Annotated in this window: 14 protein-coding genes; 10 read left to right on the top strand and 4 right to left on the bottom strand. The window is 75.4% G+C overall.

Annotated features, from left to right (window positions below):
- The first annotated feature begins 196 nt into the window (after positions 1-196).
- The 4 genes from ABD363_RS17840 to ABD363_RS17825 all read left to right on the top strand — a co-directional run bounded on the left by ABD363_RS17840 (position 197) and on the right by ABD363_RS17825 (position 4946).
- Positions 197-2047 (top strand): ABC transporter ATP-binding protein, encoded by a 1851-nt coding sequence (locus ABD363_RS17840; RefSeq protein WP_344604614.1) that lies wholly within the window; start codon positions 197-199, stop codon positions 2045-2047.
- On the top strand, positions 2044-3825 hold the full coding sequence (locus tag ABD363_RS17835) for an ABC transporter ATP-binding protein (protein WP_344604613.1): 1782 nt from the start codon (positions 2044-2046) through the stop codon (positions 3823-3825). Before ABD363_RS17840 ends, ABD363_RS17835 begins: the two co-directional genes overlap by 4 nt.
- A 317-nt stretch (positions 3826-4142) precedes the next feature.
- Positions 4143-4613, top strand: coding sequence for a DUF5709 domain-containing protein (locus ABD363_RS17830; RefSeq protein WP_344604612.1), 471 nt, complete (start codon positions 4143-4145; stop codon positions 4611-4613).
- Positions 4614-4673: 60 nt separating this feature from the next.
- Complete coding sequence (locus ABD363_RS17825) at positions 4674-4946, top strand: type B 50S ribosomal protein L31 (RefSeq protein ID WP_344604610.1); 273 nt, start codon at positions 4674-4676, stop codon at positions 4944-4946.
- Positions 4947-5131: 185 nt separating this feature from the next.
- Here ABD363_RS17825 and ABD363_RS17820 read toward each other — a convergent pair whose 3' ends face one another.
- Positions 5132-5926, bottom strand: a complete 795-nt coding sequence (locus ABD363_RS17820) for a metal-dependent hydrolase (RefSeq protein WP_344604608.1) — start codon at positions 5924-5926, stop codon at positions 5132-5134.
- A gap of 145 nt (positions 5927-6071) precedes the next feature.
- Here ABD363_RS17820 and ABD363_RS17815 point away from each other — a divergent pair, with 145 nt between their 5' ends.
- Both ABD363_RS17815 and ABD363_RS17810 read left to right on the top strand, forming a co-directional pair.
- Positions 6072-8585 (top strand): DEAD/DEAH box helicase, encoded by a 2514-nt coding sequence (locus tag ABD363_RS17815; RefSeq protein WP_344604606.1) that lies wholly within the window; start codon positions 6072-6074, stop codon positions 8583-8585.
- A gap of 19 nt (positions 8586-8604) precedes the next feature.
- Positions 8605-9471 carry an acyl-CoA thioesterase gene (locus ABD363_RS17810; protein ID WP_344604604.1) on the top strand — a complete coding sequence of 289 codons (867 nt, stop codon included), beginning with the start codon at positions 8605-8607 and terminating at the stop codon, positions 9469-9471.
- Here the strand turns inward: ABD363_RS17810 and ABD363_RS17805 are convergent.
- Positions 9408-9986: a DUF6397 family protein gene (locus ABD363_RS17805; protein WP_344604624.1), complete on the bottom strand. Its 579-nt coding sequence runs from the start codon at positions 9984-9986 to the stop codon at positions 9408-9410. The two genes, ABD363_RS17810 and ABD363_RS17805, sit on opposite strands and share 64 nt — an antisense overlap.
- 7 nt (positions 9987-9993) lie before the next feature.
- The gene (locus ABD363_RS17800; RefSeq protein ID WP_344604603.1) at positions 9994-10407 is read right to left on the bottom strand and encodes a roadblock/LC7 domain-containing protein; all 414 of its coding nucleotides are present in this window, start codon (positions 10405-10407) and stop codon (positions 9994-9996) included.
- 344 nt (positions 10408-10751) lie between these two features.
- Here ABD363_RS17800 and ABD363_RS17795 point away from each other — a divergent pair, with 344 nt between their 5' ends.
- Together ABD363_RS17795 and ABD363_RS17790 are read left to right on the top strand one after the other, a co-directional pair.
- Positions 10752-11351 carry a class I SAM-dependent methyltransferase gene (locus tag ABD363_RS17795; protein WP_344604601.1) on the top strand — a complete coding sequence of 200 codons (600 nt, stop codon included), beginning with the start codon at positions 10752-10754 and terminating at the stop codon, positions 11349-11351.
- 304 nt (positions 11352-11655) lie between these two features.
- On the top strand, positions 11656-12522 hold the full coding sequence (locus tag ABD363_RS17790) for a hypothetical protein (RefSeq protein ID WP_344604599.1): 867 nt from the start codon (positions 11656-11658) through the stop codon (positions 12520-12522).
- 265 nt (positions 12523-12787) lie between these two features.
- Here ABD363_RS17790 and ABD363_RS17785 read toward each other — a convergent pair whose 3' ends face one another.
- Entirely contained in the window at positions 12788-12970 is a 183-nt protein-coding gene (locus ABD363_RS17785) for a hypothetical protein (RefSeq protein WP_344604597.1), read from the bottom strand.
- A 263-nt stretch (positions 12971-13233) separates the two neighbouring features.
- On the opposite strand from ABD363_RS17785, the gene ABD363_RS17780 reads away from it, so the two are divergent.
- Both ABD363_RS17780 and ABD363_RS17775 read left to right on the top strand, forming a co-directional pair.
- Positions 13234-16092, top strand: coding sequence for a DEAD/DEAH box helicase (locus ABD363_RS17780; RefSeq protein ID WP_344604595.1), 2859 nt, complete (start codon positions 13234-13236; stop codon positions 16090-16092).
- Positions 16089-17366 (top strand): SWIM zinc finger family protein, encoded by a 1278-nt coding sequence (locus ABD363_RS17775; RefSeq protein ID WP_344604593.1) that lies wholly within the window; start codon positions 16089-16091, stop codon positions 17364-17366. Before ABD363_RS17780 ends, ABD363_RS17775 begins: the two co-directional genes overlap by 4 nt.
- Positions 17367-17635: the final 269 nt, after the last annotated feature.

Below are 17635 nucleotides of genomic sequence, written 5' to 3'. Positions count from 1 at the left end.
CGCGGCGGCAGGAACGGAGGTCCGGCGTCCCCCGGCAGCCGGATCCGCGCACGCACCTGGAAAACCGTTTGATTTCGACCACGCCGCGACGCGAACCTGTCACAGTTTGCTGCCGTCGGCAGCTGCCGCTCGCCCTGCCCGTCCGATGCCGCGCCTCGCGGCTTCCGCCACCCCTGACACGAGCCACTGGGACGTCATGCAGATTCAAGATCTTCCGTACCCCGACCCGGGCGTGCCGGACGCGCGCTCGGGCCCCCGGTTCCTGTGGTGGCTCTTCCGCAACCAGCTGGGCGGTCAGCTCCGGTCGCTGGCCTGGGGCCTGCTGCACTTCGGGGCCGTCTCCGCGCTGCCGTTCTGCGTCGGGATCGCCGTCCAGGCCGTCGTCGACCGCTCCGGCGCACGGCTCGCCCTCGCGGGCGGGCTGCTCGCCCTGTGCGGCGTGGCCACCGCGCTCGGGGACACCTTCCTGCACCGCGCCGCCGTCACCAACTGGATCACGGCCGCGGCCCGGGTCCAGCAGCTGCTGGCCCGCAAGGCCGCCCGGCTGGGCTCGGCGCTGACCCGGCGCGTCGCGGCCGGTGAGGTCGTGTCCGTGTCCACCGGCGACGTCGAGAAGATCGGCTGGTTCGTGGAGGCCACCTCCCGGTTCACCGCGGCCGCGCTCACCGTCGTCCTGGTCTGCGCGGGCCTGCTCGTCTACCAGCCGGCGCTCGGCGTGGTCGTCGCCGTGGGCCTGCCCGTGCTGGCCGTCGCGGTGCTGCCGCTGCTGCCCCGGGCGACCCGGCGCGCCGACGTCCAGCGGGAGAAGGCGGGCCGCGCCACCGAACTGGCCTCGGACACCGTCGCCGGCCTGCGCGTGCTGCGCGGCATCGGCGGCGAGGAACTGTTCCTCGACCGCTACCGCCGCGCCTCCCAGGAGGTCCGTCACGCGGCCGTGCGCAGCGCCCGCATGTGGTCCCTGATCGCCGCGATCCAGGTGCTGCTGCCGGGACTGCTGCTGATCGCGGTCGTCTGGTACGGCGTCCAGCTGGCCCGCCAGGGCCGGATCACCGTCGGCGAACTGGTCACCGCCTACAGCTCGGTCATGATCCTCACCTATCCGCTGCGGCACTTCGAGGAGATCGCGATGGCCTACTCCTTCTCGCGGCCCTCGGCCAAGCGGGCCGCGCGCGTGCTGGCGCTGGAGCGGGCCACGGACACCGCGGGCTCCCGCGCGGCCGGCGTCCCGTCCGGCGACCTGTACGACCCGGCCACCGGTCTGCTCGCGCCCGCCGGCCGGCTCACCGCCGTGGTGTGCGGCGATCCCGACGCGGCCGGCCGGCTGGCCGAACGGCTCGGCGGGCACCCCGCGGAGGAGGGCGCCTCGGTGCTGCTCGGCGACGTGCCGCTGGACGAGCTGCCGCTCGACTCCGCCCGTACGGCCGTCCTGGTGCAGGACAAGGACCCGGTGCTGCTGTCCGGGTCCCTGCGCGAGCTGCTCGACGTGCCCGCCTCGGGCCAGGTGAGTGCCCGGCAGGCGCTGGCGGCCGCGCAGTGCGAGGACGTGCTGGCGGCGCTGGCGCAGGGGTCGCTCGGCGCCGAGGACCCGATGGACGCCCGGATCACCGAACGCGGCCGGTCCCTGTCGGGCGGCCAGCGCCAGCGGCTCGCGCTGGCCCGGTCGCTGGTCACGGACCCGGAGGTGCTGGTCCTGGACGAGCCGACCTCCGCCGTCGACTCGCACACCGAGGCGCGTGTCGCTCAGGGCGTGCGCAGCCTGCGGGCGGGGCGCACGACCGTGGTGTTCACCTCCTCGCCGCTGCTGCTGGACCGCGCCGACCGGGTCGTGTTCCTGCACGAGGGCGCGGTCGCGGCGGCCGGCACCCACCGCGAGCTCGTGCGCACCGAGCCCCGGTACCGGGCCGTGGTGACCCGTGAGACCGACGAGGAGACCGCCCGCCGAGCGGGCACCGGCGACGCCTCCCGCGCCGACGGGGACGCCCTGCACGACGCGCTCGAGGAACTGCGGGAACTGGAAGAGCTGGAAGAGATCGAGGAGACAGCATGATCGGCGTGGCGCCCCCGGCGTACGACCCGGCGGCCCCGACCACGGCGCACACCCTGCCCGTCGGCGCCCCCGCGACCGTACGCGCCTACGTGGCCGAGCTGCTGCGCCGGCACCGCCGGGCGTTCCTGGTCCTCGTCACCGTCAACACCGTCGCCGTGGCCGCCTCCATGGCGGGCCCCTACCTGCTGGGCGGGCTGGTGGAGCGGGTGTCGGACGGCGCCCGGGAGCTGCGCCTCGGGCTGACCGCCACGCTGTTCGTGGTGGCGCTGGTGGTCCAGGCCGCGTTCGTACGGCAGGTGCGGTTGCGCGGCGCGATGCTCGGCGAGCGGATGCTGGCCGACCTGCGCGAGGACTTCCTCGTCCGGTCGGTCGGGCTGCCGCCGGGCGTCCTGGAGCGGGCCGGGACGGGCGATCTGCTGTCCCGGATCACCACCGACATCGACCGGCTCGCCAACGCCATGCGCGAGGCCGTGCCCCAGCTGGTGATCGGCGTGGTGTGGGCGGCGCTGCTGCTGGGCGGGCTCGTGGTGACGGCTCCGCCGCTGGCGCCGGCCGTGCTGATCGCCGTGCCGCTGCTGGTGGCCGGCTGCCGCTGGTACTTCCGGCGGGCGCCCTCCGCGTACCGCTCGGAGGCCGCCGGGTACGCCGCCGTGGCCGCCGCGCTCGCCGAGACCGTGGACGCCGGGCGCACCGTCGAGGCCCACCGGCTCGGTCCGCGCCGCGTCGAGCTGTCGGAGCGCCGGATCAAGGAGTGGACGGCCTGGGAGCGTTACACGCTCTGGCTGCGTTCGGTGCTCTTCCCGGTCGTCAACGTCACGCATGTGACGGTGCTCGCCTCCGTCCTCATGGTCGGCGGGGTGTTCGTGCTGCGGGGCTGGATCGGGATCGGGCAGCTGACCACGGGCGCGCTGATCGCCCAGATGCTCGTCGATCCCGTGGGACTGATCCTGCGCTGGTACGACGAGCTGCAGGTGGCGCAGGTGTCGCTGGCCCGGCTGGTCGGGGTCCGGGACATCGAGCCGGACGCCGGTGACCCGGAACTGGTCCCCGACGGCCGCCACGTGCACGCCGACCGGGTGCGCTTCGGCTACCGGGAGGGCGTCGACGTCCTGCGCGAGGTGTCCCTGGGGGTCGCTCCCGGCACCAGGCTGGCGCTGGTCGGCCCCTCGGGCGCGGGCAAGTCCACCCTGGGCAGGCTGCTCGCCGGCATCTACGGGCCGCGGGCCGGCCGGGTCACCCTCGGGGGCGCCGAACTGTCCCGGATGACCGCGGAACGGGTCCGCTCCCACGTCGCCCTGGTCAACCAGGAGCACCACGTCTTCGTGGGCTCCCTGCGGGACAACCTCCGGCTCGCCCGCACCGGCGCCACCGACGCCGAGCTGTGGGCGGCGCTGGGCGCGGTCGACGCGGACGGCTGGGCCCGGGCGCTCGGCGACGGCCTGGACACCGAGGTCGGCTCGGGCGGTCTGGCGCTCACCCCGGCCCAGGCCCAGCAGATCGCGCTGGCCCGCCTGGTGCTGGCCGATCCGCACACCCTGGTCCTGGACGAGGCGACCTCCCTGCTCGATCCCCGGGCGGCACGCCATCTGGAACGCTCCCTGGCCCGCGTCCTGGACGGCCGCACCGTCGTCGCCATCGCCCACCGCCTGCACACCGCCCACGACGCGGACGTCATCGCCGTCGTCGAGAACGGCCGCATCAGCGAGCTCGGCAGCCATGACGAGCTGGTGGCGGCGGACGGCGCGTACGCGGCGCTGTGGCGGTCCTGGCACGGGTGACGGGACGGGCCGAAGCGCCGGGGCCGGGTGACCGGGGCCGGACCGAAGCGGACGGAGCCGGACCGAAGCGGCACGGGCCCGGACCGGACCGGAGCGGGCCGGGGACGGTGCGGCGCGCACCCGGAACCTCGCTCCCCCGGCCCGGGCCCGTGCCGTTGCGCGGTGCCGAACCCGGGTGGAAGGCTGGGGACAGGCACCGGTTCGGGGGCGCCCGGGAACCTCTCGGTCCGGCGACGGGCGACGCCAGTGCCCCGCGCGGCGGCGGCCGACCGCGATCCGCAGTCGAGAAGGCGCCCGTCCCACCCCTGGAGGTACCCGTGAACAGCGCCGAAGGATGGGGAGACGACGTCTACCAGCCCGACGGATCCGAGCAGGTGGATGACGCGGGGTTGCTCGACACGCAGGACACCCTGGCTTACGAGGGCGTCGACGACCCCCTCGACCCGGGCTGGTCCCCCCCGGAGCGGCCCTGGGCCGTGGAGCACATCGGCGTGACGGCCGCGGAGCGCCTGCGCGGCGAGACGCTGGAGCAGCGGCTCGCCGAGGAGGTGCCGGATCCCGTCGCACCCGGCGGCGACGGCCTCGGCGACTGCGAGGGCACCGACGGCGAACTCCTGGACAACGAGGTCGGCGCGGTTCGCTCCGGCCGGCTCGTGGCACCCGACGAGGGCACGCACGAGGACGACGAGCCCGCGCTGATCGCCACGGACGTCGGCATCGACGGCGCCGCCGCCTCCGCGGAGGAGGCCGCGGTGCACATCGTCGACGAGGACGCCCTGCCCGGCTGACCTCGCGGCCGGCTCCGCCGTCCCCGCGCCGCCCCGACCCGCGCCGAGCAAGGAGCAGCCATGCGACAGGACACGCATCCCGACTACCACCCCGTGGTCTTCCGCGACCGCGCCGCCGGTTACGCCTTCCTGACCCGGTCCACGGCGACCAGCGACCAGACCATCGCCTGGGACGACGGGGAGACCTACCCGGTCGTGGACGTGGAGATCTCCTCGGAGAGTCACCCCTTCTACACCGGCAAGGCCCGCACGGTGGACTCCGAGGGCCGCATCGCCCGGTTCGAACGGCGCTACGGCGGCGAGGGCCGGGGCAGCGGCGGCGGCACGGGCTGAGCCGCCGGGGAGGAGCCCGGCCAGGGGTTCGCGAGCGGGCCCGGGCGGGTGTTCGCGGGCCGGCCCGGCCGGCGGCGGGTGGACGGCCGCGGCCCCGCGGACGAGTCCGGACGAGGCCCCGTGCGCGGGCTCCGGCGGGGGCTCGCGGGCCGGCCCGGCCGGAGCCGCGGGGCCGGCCCCGCGGCTCAGATGACGTTGAGCGCCGCCGCGCAGCCCACTCCGCCGAGCACCATGAACGCCGGCATCAGCACCTTCAGCTCGACCCAGCTGCCCGCCCGGAACCGCATGGCCTTCGGCGGCCCGACCGGGTACCAGCGCTTCCGGCCGACCGGGATGGGCCACAGTATCGGGCAGCCCGAGACGGTCAGCGCGTCCCCGATGTCGTGCACCAGCGCGCCCAGCACGATCGGCAGGCCCAGCCACAGGTACTCCTGGCCGGGCTCCGTGAACAACCAGTCCGACCCGTTGCCGGGCTGGTCGAGGGTCCCCACCAGGATCCACGCGCTGGTCGCGGCCAGCAGCCAGACCAGCACATCGCTGCTGGAGCCCCGGGCCGCCCGCCACAGCAGGCCCTCGATGGCGAGCACCATGTGCACGAAGAGGATCGCCAGCACCGCCCAGCGGCCCCCGGTGATCGCCAGGGCGGAGCAGCCCGCGCCGATCAGGACCGCCCACAGCCAGGTGTGCGTGAGCGTGCGGTGCCCGCCGGAGCGGCGCGGGTCGCCCTGCTTCCTCGTGGCCTTGTAGACGGCGTAGGAGAGCTTGTCCACGATCTCGCACAGCCGGCGCGACAGCGGTCCGAAGGCCCGCGAGATGGTGGCCGCCTTGTGGTCCAGATCGGGTGCGAGCGCGGCTCCGGCGCAGATCAGGGCGCCGCACAGGAGGACCGGCCAGGGCATCGGGTGCCCGGCCGCTGCGGTCGCCGCTCCGACGCCGAGCCAGGCCGCGGCACCCGACAGTGAGTGTGCTGGTCCCATCATCGCCGTTGCCCGCCCCATTCCTCGTGTGCCGCTGCCCGGTCGACCGGGCGCGTCGACGCTCCGCCGGCGACACAGCGTAGCGTTCGCGATCTTCGAACGGGCAGCCGATTGCCGTATCGGGGAGGAGGCCAGGCAAGATGGGGGCGTGACCCTCATCGATCAGCTCCCGCCGACCGCCGACCCCGACGCCCTGTACGAAGCCTTCGAGTCGTGGGCCGAGGAGCGCGGCCTCACGCTCTACCCCCACCAGGAGGAGGCGCTGATCGAGGTGGTCTCCGGGGCGAACGTGATCGTGTCGACGCCCACCGGCTCCGGCAAGAGCATGATCGCCGCGGGAGCTCACTTCGCCGCGCTGGCCCGGGACGAGGTCACCTTCTACACGGCCCCGATCAAGGCGCTGGTGTCGGAGAAGTTCTTCGAACTGTGCAAGCTCTTCGGCACCGAGAACGTCGGCATGCTCACCGGCGACGCGTCCGTCAACGCCGACGCGCCCGTCATCTGCTGCACCGCCGAGGTGCTGGCGTCGATCGCGCTGCGCGACGGCAAGGACGCGGACGTCGGCCAGGTCGTCATGGACGAGTTCCACTTCTACGCGGAGCCGGACCGCGGCTGGGCCTGGCAGATCCCGCTGCTGGAGCTGCCGCAGGCGCAGTTCGTCCTGATGTCGGCCACGCTCGGCGACGTCGCCTTCTTCGAGAAGGACCTCACCCGCCGCACGGGCCGCCCCACGGCGGTGGTCCGCTCGGCGACCCGGCCGGTGCCGCTCTCCTACGAGTACCGCTACACCCCGCTCACCGAGACCCTCACCGACCTGCTGGAGGCGCGGCAGGCCCCCGTCTACATCGTGCACTTCACGCAGGCGCAGGCCGTGGAGCGGGCGCAGGCGCTGATGAGCATCAACATGTGCTCGCGGGAGGAGAAGGACCGGATCGCCGAGCTGATCGGCAATTTCCGCTTCACCACGAAGTTCGGCCGCAACCTCTCCCGTTACGTCCGGCACGGCATCGGCGTCCACCACGCCGGCATGCTGCCCAAGTACCGGCGTCTGGTGGAGAAACTCGCCCAGGCCGGTCTGCTGAAGGTCATCTGCGGTACGGACACCCTCGGCGTGGGCGTCAACGTGCCGATCCGCACGGTGCTGTTCACCGCCCTCACCAAGTACGACGGCAGCCGGGTGCGCACGCTGCGCGCCCGTGAGTTCCACCAGATCGCCGGCCGGGCCGGACGCGCGGGCTTCGACACGGAGGGCTTCGTCGTCGCGCAGGCCCCCGAGCACGTCATCGAGAACGAGAAGGCCCTCGCCAAGGCCGGCGACGATCCGAAGAAGCGGCGGAAGGTCGTCCGCAAGAAGGCGCCCGAGGGGTTCGTCGGGTGGACGGAGAAGACCTTCGAGAAGCTCATCGAGTCCGAACCGGAGCCGCTCACCTCCCGCTTCCGGGTCACGCACACCATGCTGCTGTCGGTGATCGCCCGGCCCGGCAACGCCTTCGAGGCGATGCGCCGGCTGCTGGAGGACAACCACGAGCCGCGCAAGCAGCAACTGCGGCACATCCGGCGGGCGATCGCCATCTACCGCTCGCTGCTGGACGGCGGTGTCGTCGAGAAGCTGGACGAGCCGGACGCCCAGGGCCGCATCGTCCGGCTCACCGTGGACCTGCAGCAGGACTTCGCGCTGAACCAGCCGCTGTCCACCTTCGCGCTGGCCGCGTTCGAGCTGCTGGACCCCGAGTCGCCGTCGTACGCGCTGGACATGGTGTCCGTCGTGGAGTCCACGCTGGACGACCCGCGGCAGATCCTCGCCGCCCAGCAGAACAAGGCGCGCGGCGAGGCCGTGGCCGCGATGAAGGCGGACGGCGTCGAGTACGAGGAGCGCATGGAGCGCCTCCAGGACATCACGTACCCGAAGCCCCTGGAGGAGCTGCTCTTCCACGCGTACACCACCTACCGCAAGAGCCATCCGTGGGTCGGCGACCATCCGCTGTCGCCGAAGTCGGTCGTCCGCGACATGTACGAGCGGGCGCTGTCCTTCACGGAGCTGGTGTCCTTCTACGAGCTGGCCCGCACCGAGGGCATCGTGCTGCGCTACCTCGCCGGCGCCTACAAGGCCCTGGAGCACACCATCCCCGACGACCTGAAGTCGGAGGACCTGCAGGACCTGATCGAATGGCTCGGCGAGACGGTGCGCCAGGTCGACTCCAGCCTGCTGGATGAGTGGGAGCAGCTCGCCAACCCGCAGGAGATGACCGCGGAGGAGGCGCAGGAGAAGGCCGACCAGGTCAAGCCGGTCACCGCCAACGCGCGCGCCTTCCGCGTCCTCGTCCGCAACGCCATGTTCCGCCGTGTGGAGCTCGCCGCCCTGGACCAGGTCGAGGAACTGGGCGAGATGGACGCCGACTCCGGCTGGGACGCCGAGGCGTGGGGCGAGGCGATGGACAAGTACTGGGACGAGTACGACGACCTCGGCACCGGCCCCGACGCCCGCGGCCCGAAGCTGCTGGTCATCGACGAGGAGCCGGAGAACGGCCGGTGGCGCGTCCGCCAGATCTTCGACGACCCGAACGGCGATCACGACTGGGGCATCAGCGCGGAGGTCGACCTCGCGGCCTCCGACGCGGAGGGCCGCGCGGTCGTCCGCGTCACCGATGTCGGCCAGCTGTGAGCACAGGAGAATCCCACCCATGACGAATCCGGCCGAGAGGCTCGTCGACCTGCTCGACCTGGAGCAGATCGAGGTCAACATCTTCCGTGGCCGCAGCCCGCAGGAGTCCCTGCAGCGGGTCTTCGGCGGGCAGGTGGCGGGCCAGGCCCTGGTCGCCGCCGGCCGCACCACGGAGGGCGACCGCCCCGTGCACTCGCTGCACGCGTACTTCCTGCGCCCGGGCCGGCCGGGCGTGCCGATCGTGTACCAGGTCGAGCGGGTCCGGGACGGACGGTCGTTCACGACCCGCCGGGTCACCGCCGTGCAGCAGGGCCGCACGATCTTCAATCTCACCGCCTCCTTCCACAAGCCCGAAGAGGGGAGCTTCGAGCACCAGTTGCCACCGGCCCGCGAGGTTCCGGACCCGGAGTCCCTGCCGTCGGTCGTGGACGAGATCCGGGAGCATCTGGGCGCGCTGCCCGAGCAGTTGGAACGGATGGCCCGCCGCCAGCCCTTCGACATCCGCTACGTGGACCGGCTGCGCTGGACGCCCGAGGAGATCAAGGACGCCGAGCCGCGCAGCGCCGTGTGGATGCGCGCGGTCGGGCCGCTGGGCGACGACCCGCTCGTGCACACCTGCGCGCTGACCTACGCCAGTGACATGACCCTGCTGGACGCCGTGCGCATTCCGGTGGAACCCCTGTGGGGCCCGCGGGGTTTCGACATGGCGTCGCTGGATCACGCCATGTGGTTCCACCGGCCGTTCCGCGCGGACGAGTGGTTCCTGTACGACCAGGAGTCGCCGATCGCGACGGGCGGCCGGGGCCTGGCGCGCGGGCGGATCTACGACGTGGAGGGACGCCTGCTGGTGTCCGTCGTCCAGGAGGGCCTGTTCCGGGCCCTGTAGGTCACGAGCCCGTGCGGCGCGGCCGGCCCGGTCGCCCGGCCGGCTCCCGCTCCGGATCCGCGCCGGACGGGGGCGGGGCGCGGCGCCGGCCTGTGTTTCCGCGCCTCGGCCGGCGCCTCCGTCAGGTCCGCCTGGAGCCGGGCGGTCCCGCCCGCGTCGTCCGCCGTCGCCAGCTTCTCGGCGAGGCGCGCGGCCGGTGGGCCCGGCACGGCGCGCACCGGTGGTGCCGGCCGCAGCCGGTTCGGGCAGGCACGCTCGTACGGGTCCCGGGCCGCCCGGTGACGTGCACCGGGACGGGTTCCGGCGCCGCACGGCCCGGTGCGACCGCGGTGCCACGTGTGCCGGCGGTCCGTCCGGCGGTGGTTGCGGCGTCGTGCGTGATGATGTCGCCGGACATGGTCGTCTCCCCCGTGGAGTCGCGCGGCCGACGCCGTGTGCGCCCGCCCGGAAAAGACCGTAGCCGTTTCGGCGCATCTCGTGGCGGGCCTGTGGACAACTCCACGGAGGTGACGAATCTCCAGGTCAGAGGTCTGTGGCCGGGGCCCGCTCGGGCTTCCGGGCGTCCACGTCGAGGTGTTCGCCGACCCGGTTGACGAGCAGCGTCATCTCGTAGGCTATCTGCCCGATGTCGGCCTCGGCGCCGCTGAGCACGCACAGACAGCTGCCGGCGCCGGCCGCGGTGACGAACAGGACCGCGTCGTCGAACTCGACCATGGTCTGGCGCACTCTGCCGGCGCCGAAGTGGCGGCCCGACCCCTTGGCCAGGCTGTGCAGTCCGGAGGCGATGGCGGCGAGGTGCTCGGCGTCCTCGCGTCGCAGCCCCGTGCTCGCGCCCGTCACCAGGCCGTCGTTGGACAGGACCAGTGCGTGCCGCACGTGTTCGACGCGCTCCGTCAGGTCGTCCAGCAGCCAGCCAAGTCCCTGGTTCTGCGCCATGATCTCCCCGTGTTCTCCCCGTGGATGTCTCCTCCTGGCCCGGAGGATCTCTCCGCGCCAGCCTTCCCCACCTCCGGGCGCGGAGCAAGGCGCAGGGGAGGCATGGCGCAGAAGATGACCGATGCCGAGTGGCGGGCGTCCGTCACCCGCGCCCCGCGCCGTCCGCGCCCTCTGTCCACCGGCCCGCCGCACCGAGCGGTCCCTCCGCGCGCGGTGGCCCGGTCTCCCCGGCCCCGCCCACCGGGAGGGGCCCGCCCACGCCGGGCCCGTCGCCGGCCGGCGGCCCGGGCGCCGGTGCGGTGGACCCGTCTCCCGCGACGCCGGATGGGGGATCATGCGGAGTCATGAACGACGACCACACGCACGTCCGGGAGTTCTTCACCGCTCGCGCCGCGGACTGGGACAGCCGCTTCCCCGACGACGGCCCGGCCTACGCGGCCGCCGTCGCCGGGCTCGGGCTGCGGGAGGGGGACCGCGTGCTCGACGCGGGCTGCGGCACCGGGCGTGCCCTGCCGCCGCTGCGTGCCGCCGTGGGCCCCTCGGGCGTGGTCGTCGGGGTCGATCTGACCCCGGCCATGCTCCGGGCCGCCGTACGGGCGGGGAGGGACCGGGACGGACGGTTGCTGCTGGCCGACGTGGCCGCGTTGCCGTTGCGGTCGCGGTCGCTCGACGCCGTGTTCGCGGCGGGCCTGATCGCGCACCTGCCCGATCCCGCCGAGAATCTGCGGGAGTTGGCGCGCGTGGTGCGCCCGGGAGGCGTGCTGGCGCTGTTCCACCCGATCGGCAGGGCGGCGCTCGCGGCCCGCCAGGGTCGCCGGGTCACGCCGGACGACCTGCGCGCGGAGCCCCGTCTGCGTCCGCTGCTGGCCGGTTCGGGGTGGCGTATGACGTCGTACGCCGACGAGGACAGCCGCTTCCTGGCGCTGGCCGTCCGCGAGGGCTGACGGGCGCCTGCGGCGGCTGCGGACCGCGGCCGCCGCAGGCGCGGGCGTGCGGGGTGAGCGGGCCGGCCCGCCGGGCTCTCGTCGCGCTCGCCCGGGAGCGCGACGAGAGCCCGGCGGGCCGTCGCCCACGCCCGCGGGGCTTCCCCGCGTCTGACGTGCCCGGCGCGTCGGACGCGGCGGACGGGGGCGGCGCGTCCCGCTCGGCCGGGGAACCGCGGCTCCGGACGAGATGAGGGGGTCGTGACAACGGCCGTTCGGTCGCACTAGGGTGCGCGCCGTTGGACGAACTCCTGGGGAGGCTGGGATGGCCGGGACGGACGAGGACGCCGTCGCCGCCGCGGGCGACACGCTCCACGTGCTCACGGCGGTACTGCTCACCCCGGCGCAGTTTCCGAGCGTGCTGGGCGACGACTACCCGCAGGCGTGTGCGGCGCTCGGTCTCCCGCCGCGTGCCGACGGGTACGGCCTGGTGCTCGGCCAGGACGACGACGGCGCCCGGTGGACGGTCGTCGTCGACGACGTCTCGCTGGTCGCCGTCGCCATCGCGTCCTGGGACTGCGGCATGGAGTACGAGCTGTCCCCGGACGACCGTACGGTCGTGGCCGCCCTCCCCGGCTGGCCGCTCGCGGTCGCCGTCGCGGCTCCCGGTGTTCCCGCGCCGCACGACCCCGCTCCCGGGCCCGCCGGCCCGCCCGTCCTGTCGCCGCCGGACACCACCGTCTGGGGGCCTGCCCAGCGGCGCCTGGGCGCCGACGAGATCGCGCTGCACTGGTCGCTGTGGCGGGACCAGGTCGACGACGCGGGCTTCTCGGCACCGCGGGGCGCCGGGGAGGCCGCCGGCGGCCGGGAGGAAGCCGGAGAGGACACGAAAGCGGCCGGGGACGGCGCCGGGGGCGGGGATGTCCGCAGCGGGATCCGGCGTGCGCTCGCGCAGGCCCGCGCCTACCTCGACACGCCGCCGCCCCCCGGCCGGGTCCGGTCGTCCTTCGCGCCGGGCGGCGCGCGGACGCTGCGCGCCGACGGCCCCGGCTGGTCGCTGGTGGCCAGGACCGACGACATCGCGTTCGTGCTGCTCGACGAGGAGCCCGGCGAGGTCCTGCCGGTGGGCCGGGGACCGGAGCTGCCGGGCCTGCTGGAGGCCCTCGGCAGGATGGCCGTCCGTCCCGGCTGAGCCCCCGGGCGCCGCGGGGCTCCCCGGCACGGACACGGGGTTCCGGGCGGCGCCGGACCCCTTTCCCGCGGCCGCGGTCGTGCGCCGCGGCTCGGCCAGGCGCACGACCGCGGCGCGACGGCCTGCGCCGGTGGCCGGGGACTCACGCCCACGGCCTGCCCTCGGCCACCGCGTCCGGGCCTGACTCCAGAGGGTGCCGGCCCGTGGGCGAGGCGGAGGCGAGTCCGCAGCGTGGGGCGGCCCCGGGCCCGCCGCCCCGCGCCCCTCAGCGGCCGAGCTCCTTGCGGGTGACACGGCGCAGCCTGCGCCGCTGGGACGGGTCCAGCGCGAGGTACGCGGCGGCCGGGACTCCCAGAATCACCAGGAGGGCGGCCCACCAGGGCAGCCAGATCCACAGGACGAGCCCGGCCGCCACGCCTCCTGCGGCGATCTTGGCGTTGTTCGACATCGGTGTCGCCTCCTTCGCGGCGCTTGCCGCTCCGTTCTGAGAACGGGCCCGCGTCTGCGGCGGTTCCGGCCGGGACCCCGAGGGGACCCTGAGACTCGACCCTGATGTGCCCCGAGACGCCGCCGCCGGTTCCGCCTCGAAGAAGCACCGCCCTCTCGACATGGTGACCTACATCACAGTCTGGACCTGCCGGGCGGGCACGGAAGTCCGGTACTCTCGGCGACCCGAATCGACTAGTCAAATTTGAGGAGTCAGTCATCGCTGTGCAGACGCCTCCCGCGGCACCACCGTCCGAGATCTCCGAACTGGCCCGGTGCTGCGCCGTGTTCGTACCCGGCGACCCGGCCCGGACCGGCTCCGTGGCCTTCTGGCGGCCCGATGCCGGGATCCCGCCGGCGGTCGCGTCGGGATTCTCCGACGACCTGACGGTCGCCGTTCCCGCGGGCGCCGGGGTCGAGCTGGTGAGCGTGCCCGCCGTGCTGGTGCCGGTGCGGGCGGCCCTGCCGGTCCTCACCCGTGCGCGGGCCGGCGCGCACGGGCACCGGTCGGCCCTGTTCTGGGGGGCGGCGGCCGGGTACGCCCTGCACCTGGTGGCGCGCGGGCTGCTGCTGCCCGGCCTGTCGGCGGGCGGCCACGACGCCTGGCGCGCCGGCCCGCTGCGCGCGGCGGAGGCCGAGGGGATCCGTCACCTCGCCGCCGCGATGCCCCCGGAGGCGCACGCCGTGCCGGTGGACCCGGCCGGACCCCCGCGCCTGCCCGCCCCGGAGCGGCTGGTGCGCGCCTTCCTGGACGCGGTCGCCGACGCGCTGCCCCGCTCCCCCGCCGCCCCGCTCCTGACGGGCGGGCCGGCCTACGCGGCGCAGGAGCCGACGCACCTGTCCGAGCAGCGCGCCTGGGCCGCCGATGTCGCCGCGGGCCACGACGCGGGCGTACGGCTGTCGCTGCGGGTCGAGGTGTCCGGCCTGACGGCCGCGGCGCCGGAGGAGGCGACGCCTGCGTTCCGGGCCGTGCTGCAGGTGCACGGCGTGAGCGACACCGCGCTCGTCGCGGACGCCCGCGACGTGTGGACCGGCACCGGGGACGGGGCGTTCGGACCCGGCGCGCGAAGGGACGCCCTGCTCGCCCTGCGCCGCGCGGCGCGGGCCTGGCCGCCGCTGGCGTCCCTGCTGTCGGCCGCCGTGCCGGACCGCGTCGAACTCGCCGACGAGGAGGTCGCCGACCTCCTCGGGGAGGGCGCCCGGGCGCTCGCCGGCGCCGGGGTGGAGGTGCACTGGCCGAAGGAGGCGGCCCGCGGCCTGACCGCCCACGCGCGGATCGGTCCGCTCGACGACGGGCCGGGGACCGGCAGGCTGTCCGCGCGGGGGCCCTCGTTCCTGTCCGCGGACGCGCTGCTGGCGTTCAGCTGGCGGTTCGCGCTGGGCGGCCGGCAGCTCACGCGGGAGGAGCTGGACCGGCTCGCCGAGGCCGGCCGCCCCCTCGTACGGCTGCGCGACCGGTGGGTCCTGGTCGATCCCCGGGAGGTGCGCGACGCCCGCGCGCGCCAGGACCGCGAGGTCACGCCCGTCGACGCGCTCGCCGCCGCGCTGACGGGCGTTGCGGAGGTCGACGGCCGCCCGGTCGAGGTGCGGCCCACCGGGTGGCCGGCGGTCCTGCGGGAGCGGCTCGCGGATCCCGAGGCGCAGGAGCCCGTCGCCCAGCCCGCGGCCCTGGCGGCCACCCTGCGGGACTATCAGCGGCGCGGCCTGAACTGGCTGGCCCGCATGACGTCCCTGGGCCTCGGCTGCTGTCTCGCCGACGACATGGGGCTGGGCAAGACGATCACCCTGATCGCGCTGCACCTGCACCGGCAGACCGACGCGTCGGCCGCCGGGCCCACCCTCGTGGTCTGCCCGACCTCCCTGATGGGCAACTGGCAGCGGGAGATCGAGCGGTTCGCGCCCGGCACCCGCGTGCGCCGCTTCCACGGCACGCGGCGCGACCTGGACGGCCTGGCCGACGGGGAGTTCGTGCTCACCACGTACGGCACGATGCGCCTGGACGCGCACCGGCTGGCCGGCGTGGCGTGGGGCCTGGTCGTGGCGGACGAGGCCCAGCACGTGAAGAACCCGTACTCGGCGACGGCGCGGCAGCTGCGCTCCATCGGCGCACGCGCGCGCGTGGCGCTCACCGGCACCCCCGTGGAGAACGACCTGTCGGAGCTGTGGGCGATCCTCGACTGGACGACCCCCGGGCTGCTGGGCCGGCTCGGCACCTTCCGCAGGCGCTACGCGGACGCCGTCGAGGGCGGCCGGGACCCGGCCGCGGCGGAGCGGCTCGCCCGGCTCGTCCGCCCGTTCCTGCTGCGCCGCCGCAAGTCGGATCCGGGGATCGCGCCCGAGCTGCCGCCGAAGACGGAGACCGACCACCCCGTGTCCCTGACCGGGGAGCAGGCCGCCCTGTACGAGGCGGTGGTGCGGGAGGCGCTCGCCGGGATCTCCGGCGCCGACGGCATGGCGCGGCGCGGGCTGGTCGTGAAACTGCTGACCGGTCTGAAGCAGATCTGCAACCACCCGGCGCAGTACCTCAAGGAGGAGCGGCCGAGGATCGCCGGCCGGTCGGGGAAGCTGGAGCTCCTGGACGAACTGCTCGGCACCGCCGTGTCCGAGGGGGCGGGCGTCCTGGTCTTCACGCAGTACGTGCGGATGGCCCGCCTCCTCGAACGGCATCTGGCGGCCCGCGGGGTGCCCTGTCTGTTCCTGCACGGCGGGACGCCGGCCACCGAGCGGGAGACGCTGGTGCGGCGCTTCCAGGACGGCGAGGTTCCCGTCTTCCTGCTGTCGTTGAAGGCGGCGGGCACCGGGCTGAACCTCACCCGGGCCGAGCACGTCGTGCACTACGACCGGTGGTGGAACCCCGCCGTCGAGGCGCAGGCCACCGACCGCGCGTACCGCATCGGCCAGACGCGGCCCGTCCAGGTGCACCGGCTGATCGCCGAGGGCACTGTCGAGGACCGCATCGCCGGCCTGCTGAGCCGCAAGCGGGAACTGGCCGACGCGGTGCTCGGCTCCGGCGAGGCGGCGCTGGCGGAACTGACGGACGCGGAGCTGGCCGAACTGGTGGAGCTGCGAGGGGGCGCGCGATGACGCGGTACGACGAGGACGCCGGGCGCACGTTCGCGGTGCCGCCGCCCGCCCGCGGACAGGGCTTCGCGCGGACGTGGTGGGGGCAGGCGTGGCTGGCGGCGCTGGAGGACACGGCGCTGGACCCGGAGCAGGTGAGGGCGGGCCGCCGCCTCGCGCGCGCGGGAGCGGTCGGCGCGGTGTCGGTGCGGCCGGGACGCATCACGGCGGTCGTCCGGGACCGCGACCGCACGGCGCACCGGGCCGACGTCCTGCTGGAGGAGGTGTCCGCCGGGCAGTGGGACCGCTTCGTGGACCTGGCCGTCGAGCGGGCCGGGCATGTCGCGGCGCTGCTGGAGCGGGAGATGCCGCCGCACCTCGTGGAGGACGCGGCGGCCGCGGGCGTCGGCCTGCTGCCGGGCCCGGGCGATCTGGAGCCGGAATGCGACTGCGGCGCCTGGGACCACTGCGGGCACACGGCGGCGCTCTGCCACCAGATGGCGCGGCTGCTGGACCGGGACCCCTTCGTCCTGCTGCTGGTGCGGGGGCGCGGGGAACGCGCCCTGCTGGACGCCCTCCAGGCCCGCGGCGCCGCGCCCGCCGGGAACCGGCCCGCGCGGCCGGAGGGCGTGGACGCCGCCGAGGCGTACGCGGCGGGCGACGCGCTGCCCCCGCTGCCCGCCCTGCCCGGGCTCCCCCGGGAGCCGGGGGTTCCGCCGCCCCTGGACACCGGGACGCCGCCCGCGCCCGGGGTCGATCCGGCCGCGCTGGAGGTCCTGGCCGCCCGGACCGTCGCGGAGGCCCGCCGTCTGCTCGCCGAGGCGCTCCGGCCCGGACACGGCCGGCAGGCACCGGAGGAGGAGCCGACGGTGGCTCAGGACGCGGTGCGGCTGGCCGCCGCGGGCGGCCTCGACGGTGCCGTGCTGGACCGGCTCGCCGAGGGGTCGGGGCGCGGCCGGGAGGAACTGGAGTCGGCCGTGCGCGCGTGGCGTCACGGGGGTGCGGCCGCGCTGTCCGTGCTCGAGGAGGAGTGGGCCGTGACGGGTGAGGCCCTGGCCCGCGCGCGGGCCGCCCTGGAGTCGGCCTGGGACGAGGCCGAGCGGCCGTCGCTGCGGCGGCGCGGCAACCGGTGGACGGTCGTCGGCGCCCCGGGCCAGCTGCGGCTGGGACGTGACGGCCGTTGGTGGCCGTACCGCAGGGAACGCGGCCGCTGGGTGCCCGCGGGCGGCGCGGCCGGGGACCCGGCGACGGCTCTGGCCTGGACGGAGGCGGCTTCCGCGGACGGGACCGCCCCGTGAACTCCCCGAGGTCCGGACGGGCCGGCCCGCCGTGAGGCGCTCGGCCCGGACGTCCTCGCCGTCGCCGGTGAACCGGCCGAGGCCGGCGCCGGGGTCTTCACCGCCCCGCCCGGGAAGCGACGGGCCCCCGGGGGGACGGGGGCGGTCCGCCGGGCAGGACGGCCGGGAAGCCCGGGGAGGGAGCCGGGGAAGGACCGGCGCTCGCGCCGCTCCCGCCGGGCGGCCTCTCGTCCGGCGGGAGCGGCGCCGCCCCGGGCCGTCGGCATCAC

Origin of the sequence: Streptomyces glaucus, from assembly GCF_039533365.1 — a bacterium.
Taxonomy (GTDB): domain Bacteria; phylum Actinomycetota; class Actinomycetes; order Streptomycetales; family Streptomycetaceae; genus Streptomyces; species Streptomyces glaucus.
The sequence above is the reverse complement of the archived record's forward strand: the minus strand, read 5'-3'. Positions and strand labels throughout refer to the sequence as shown.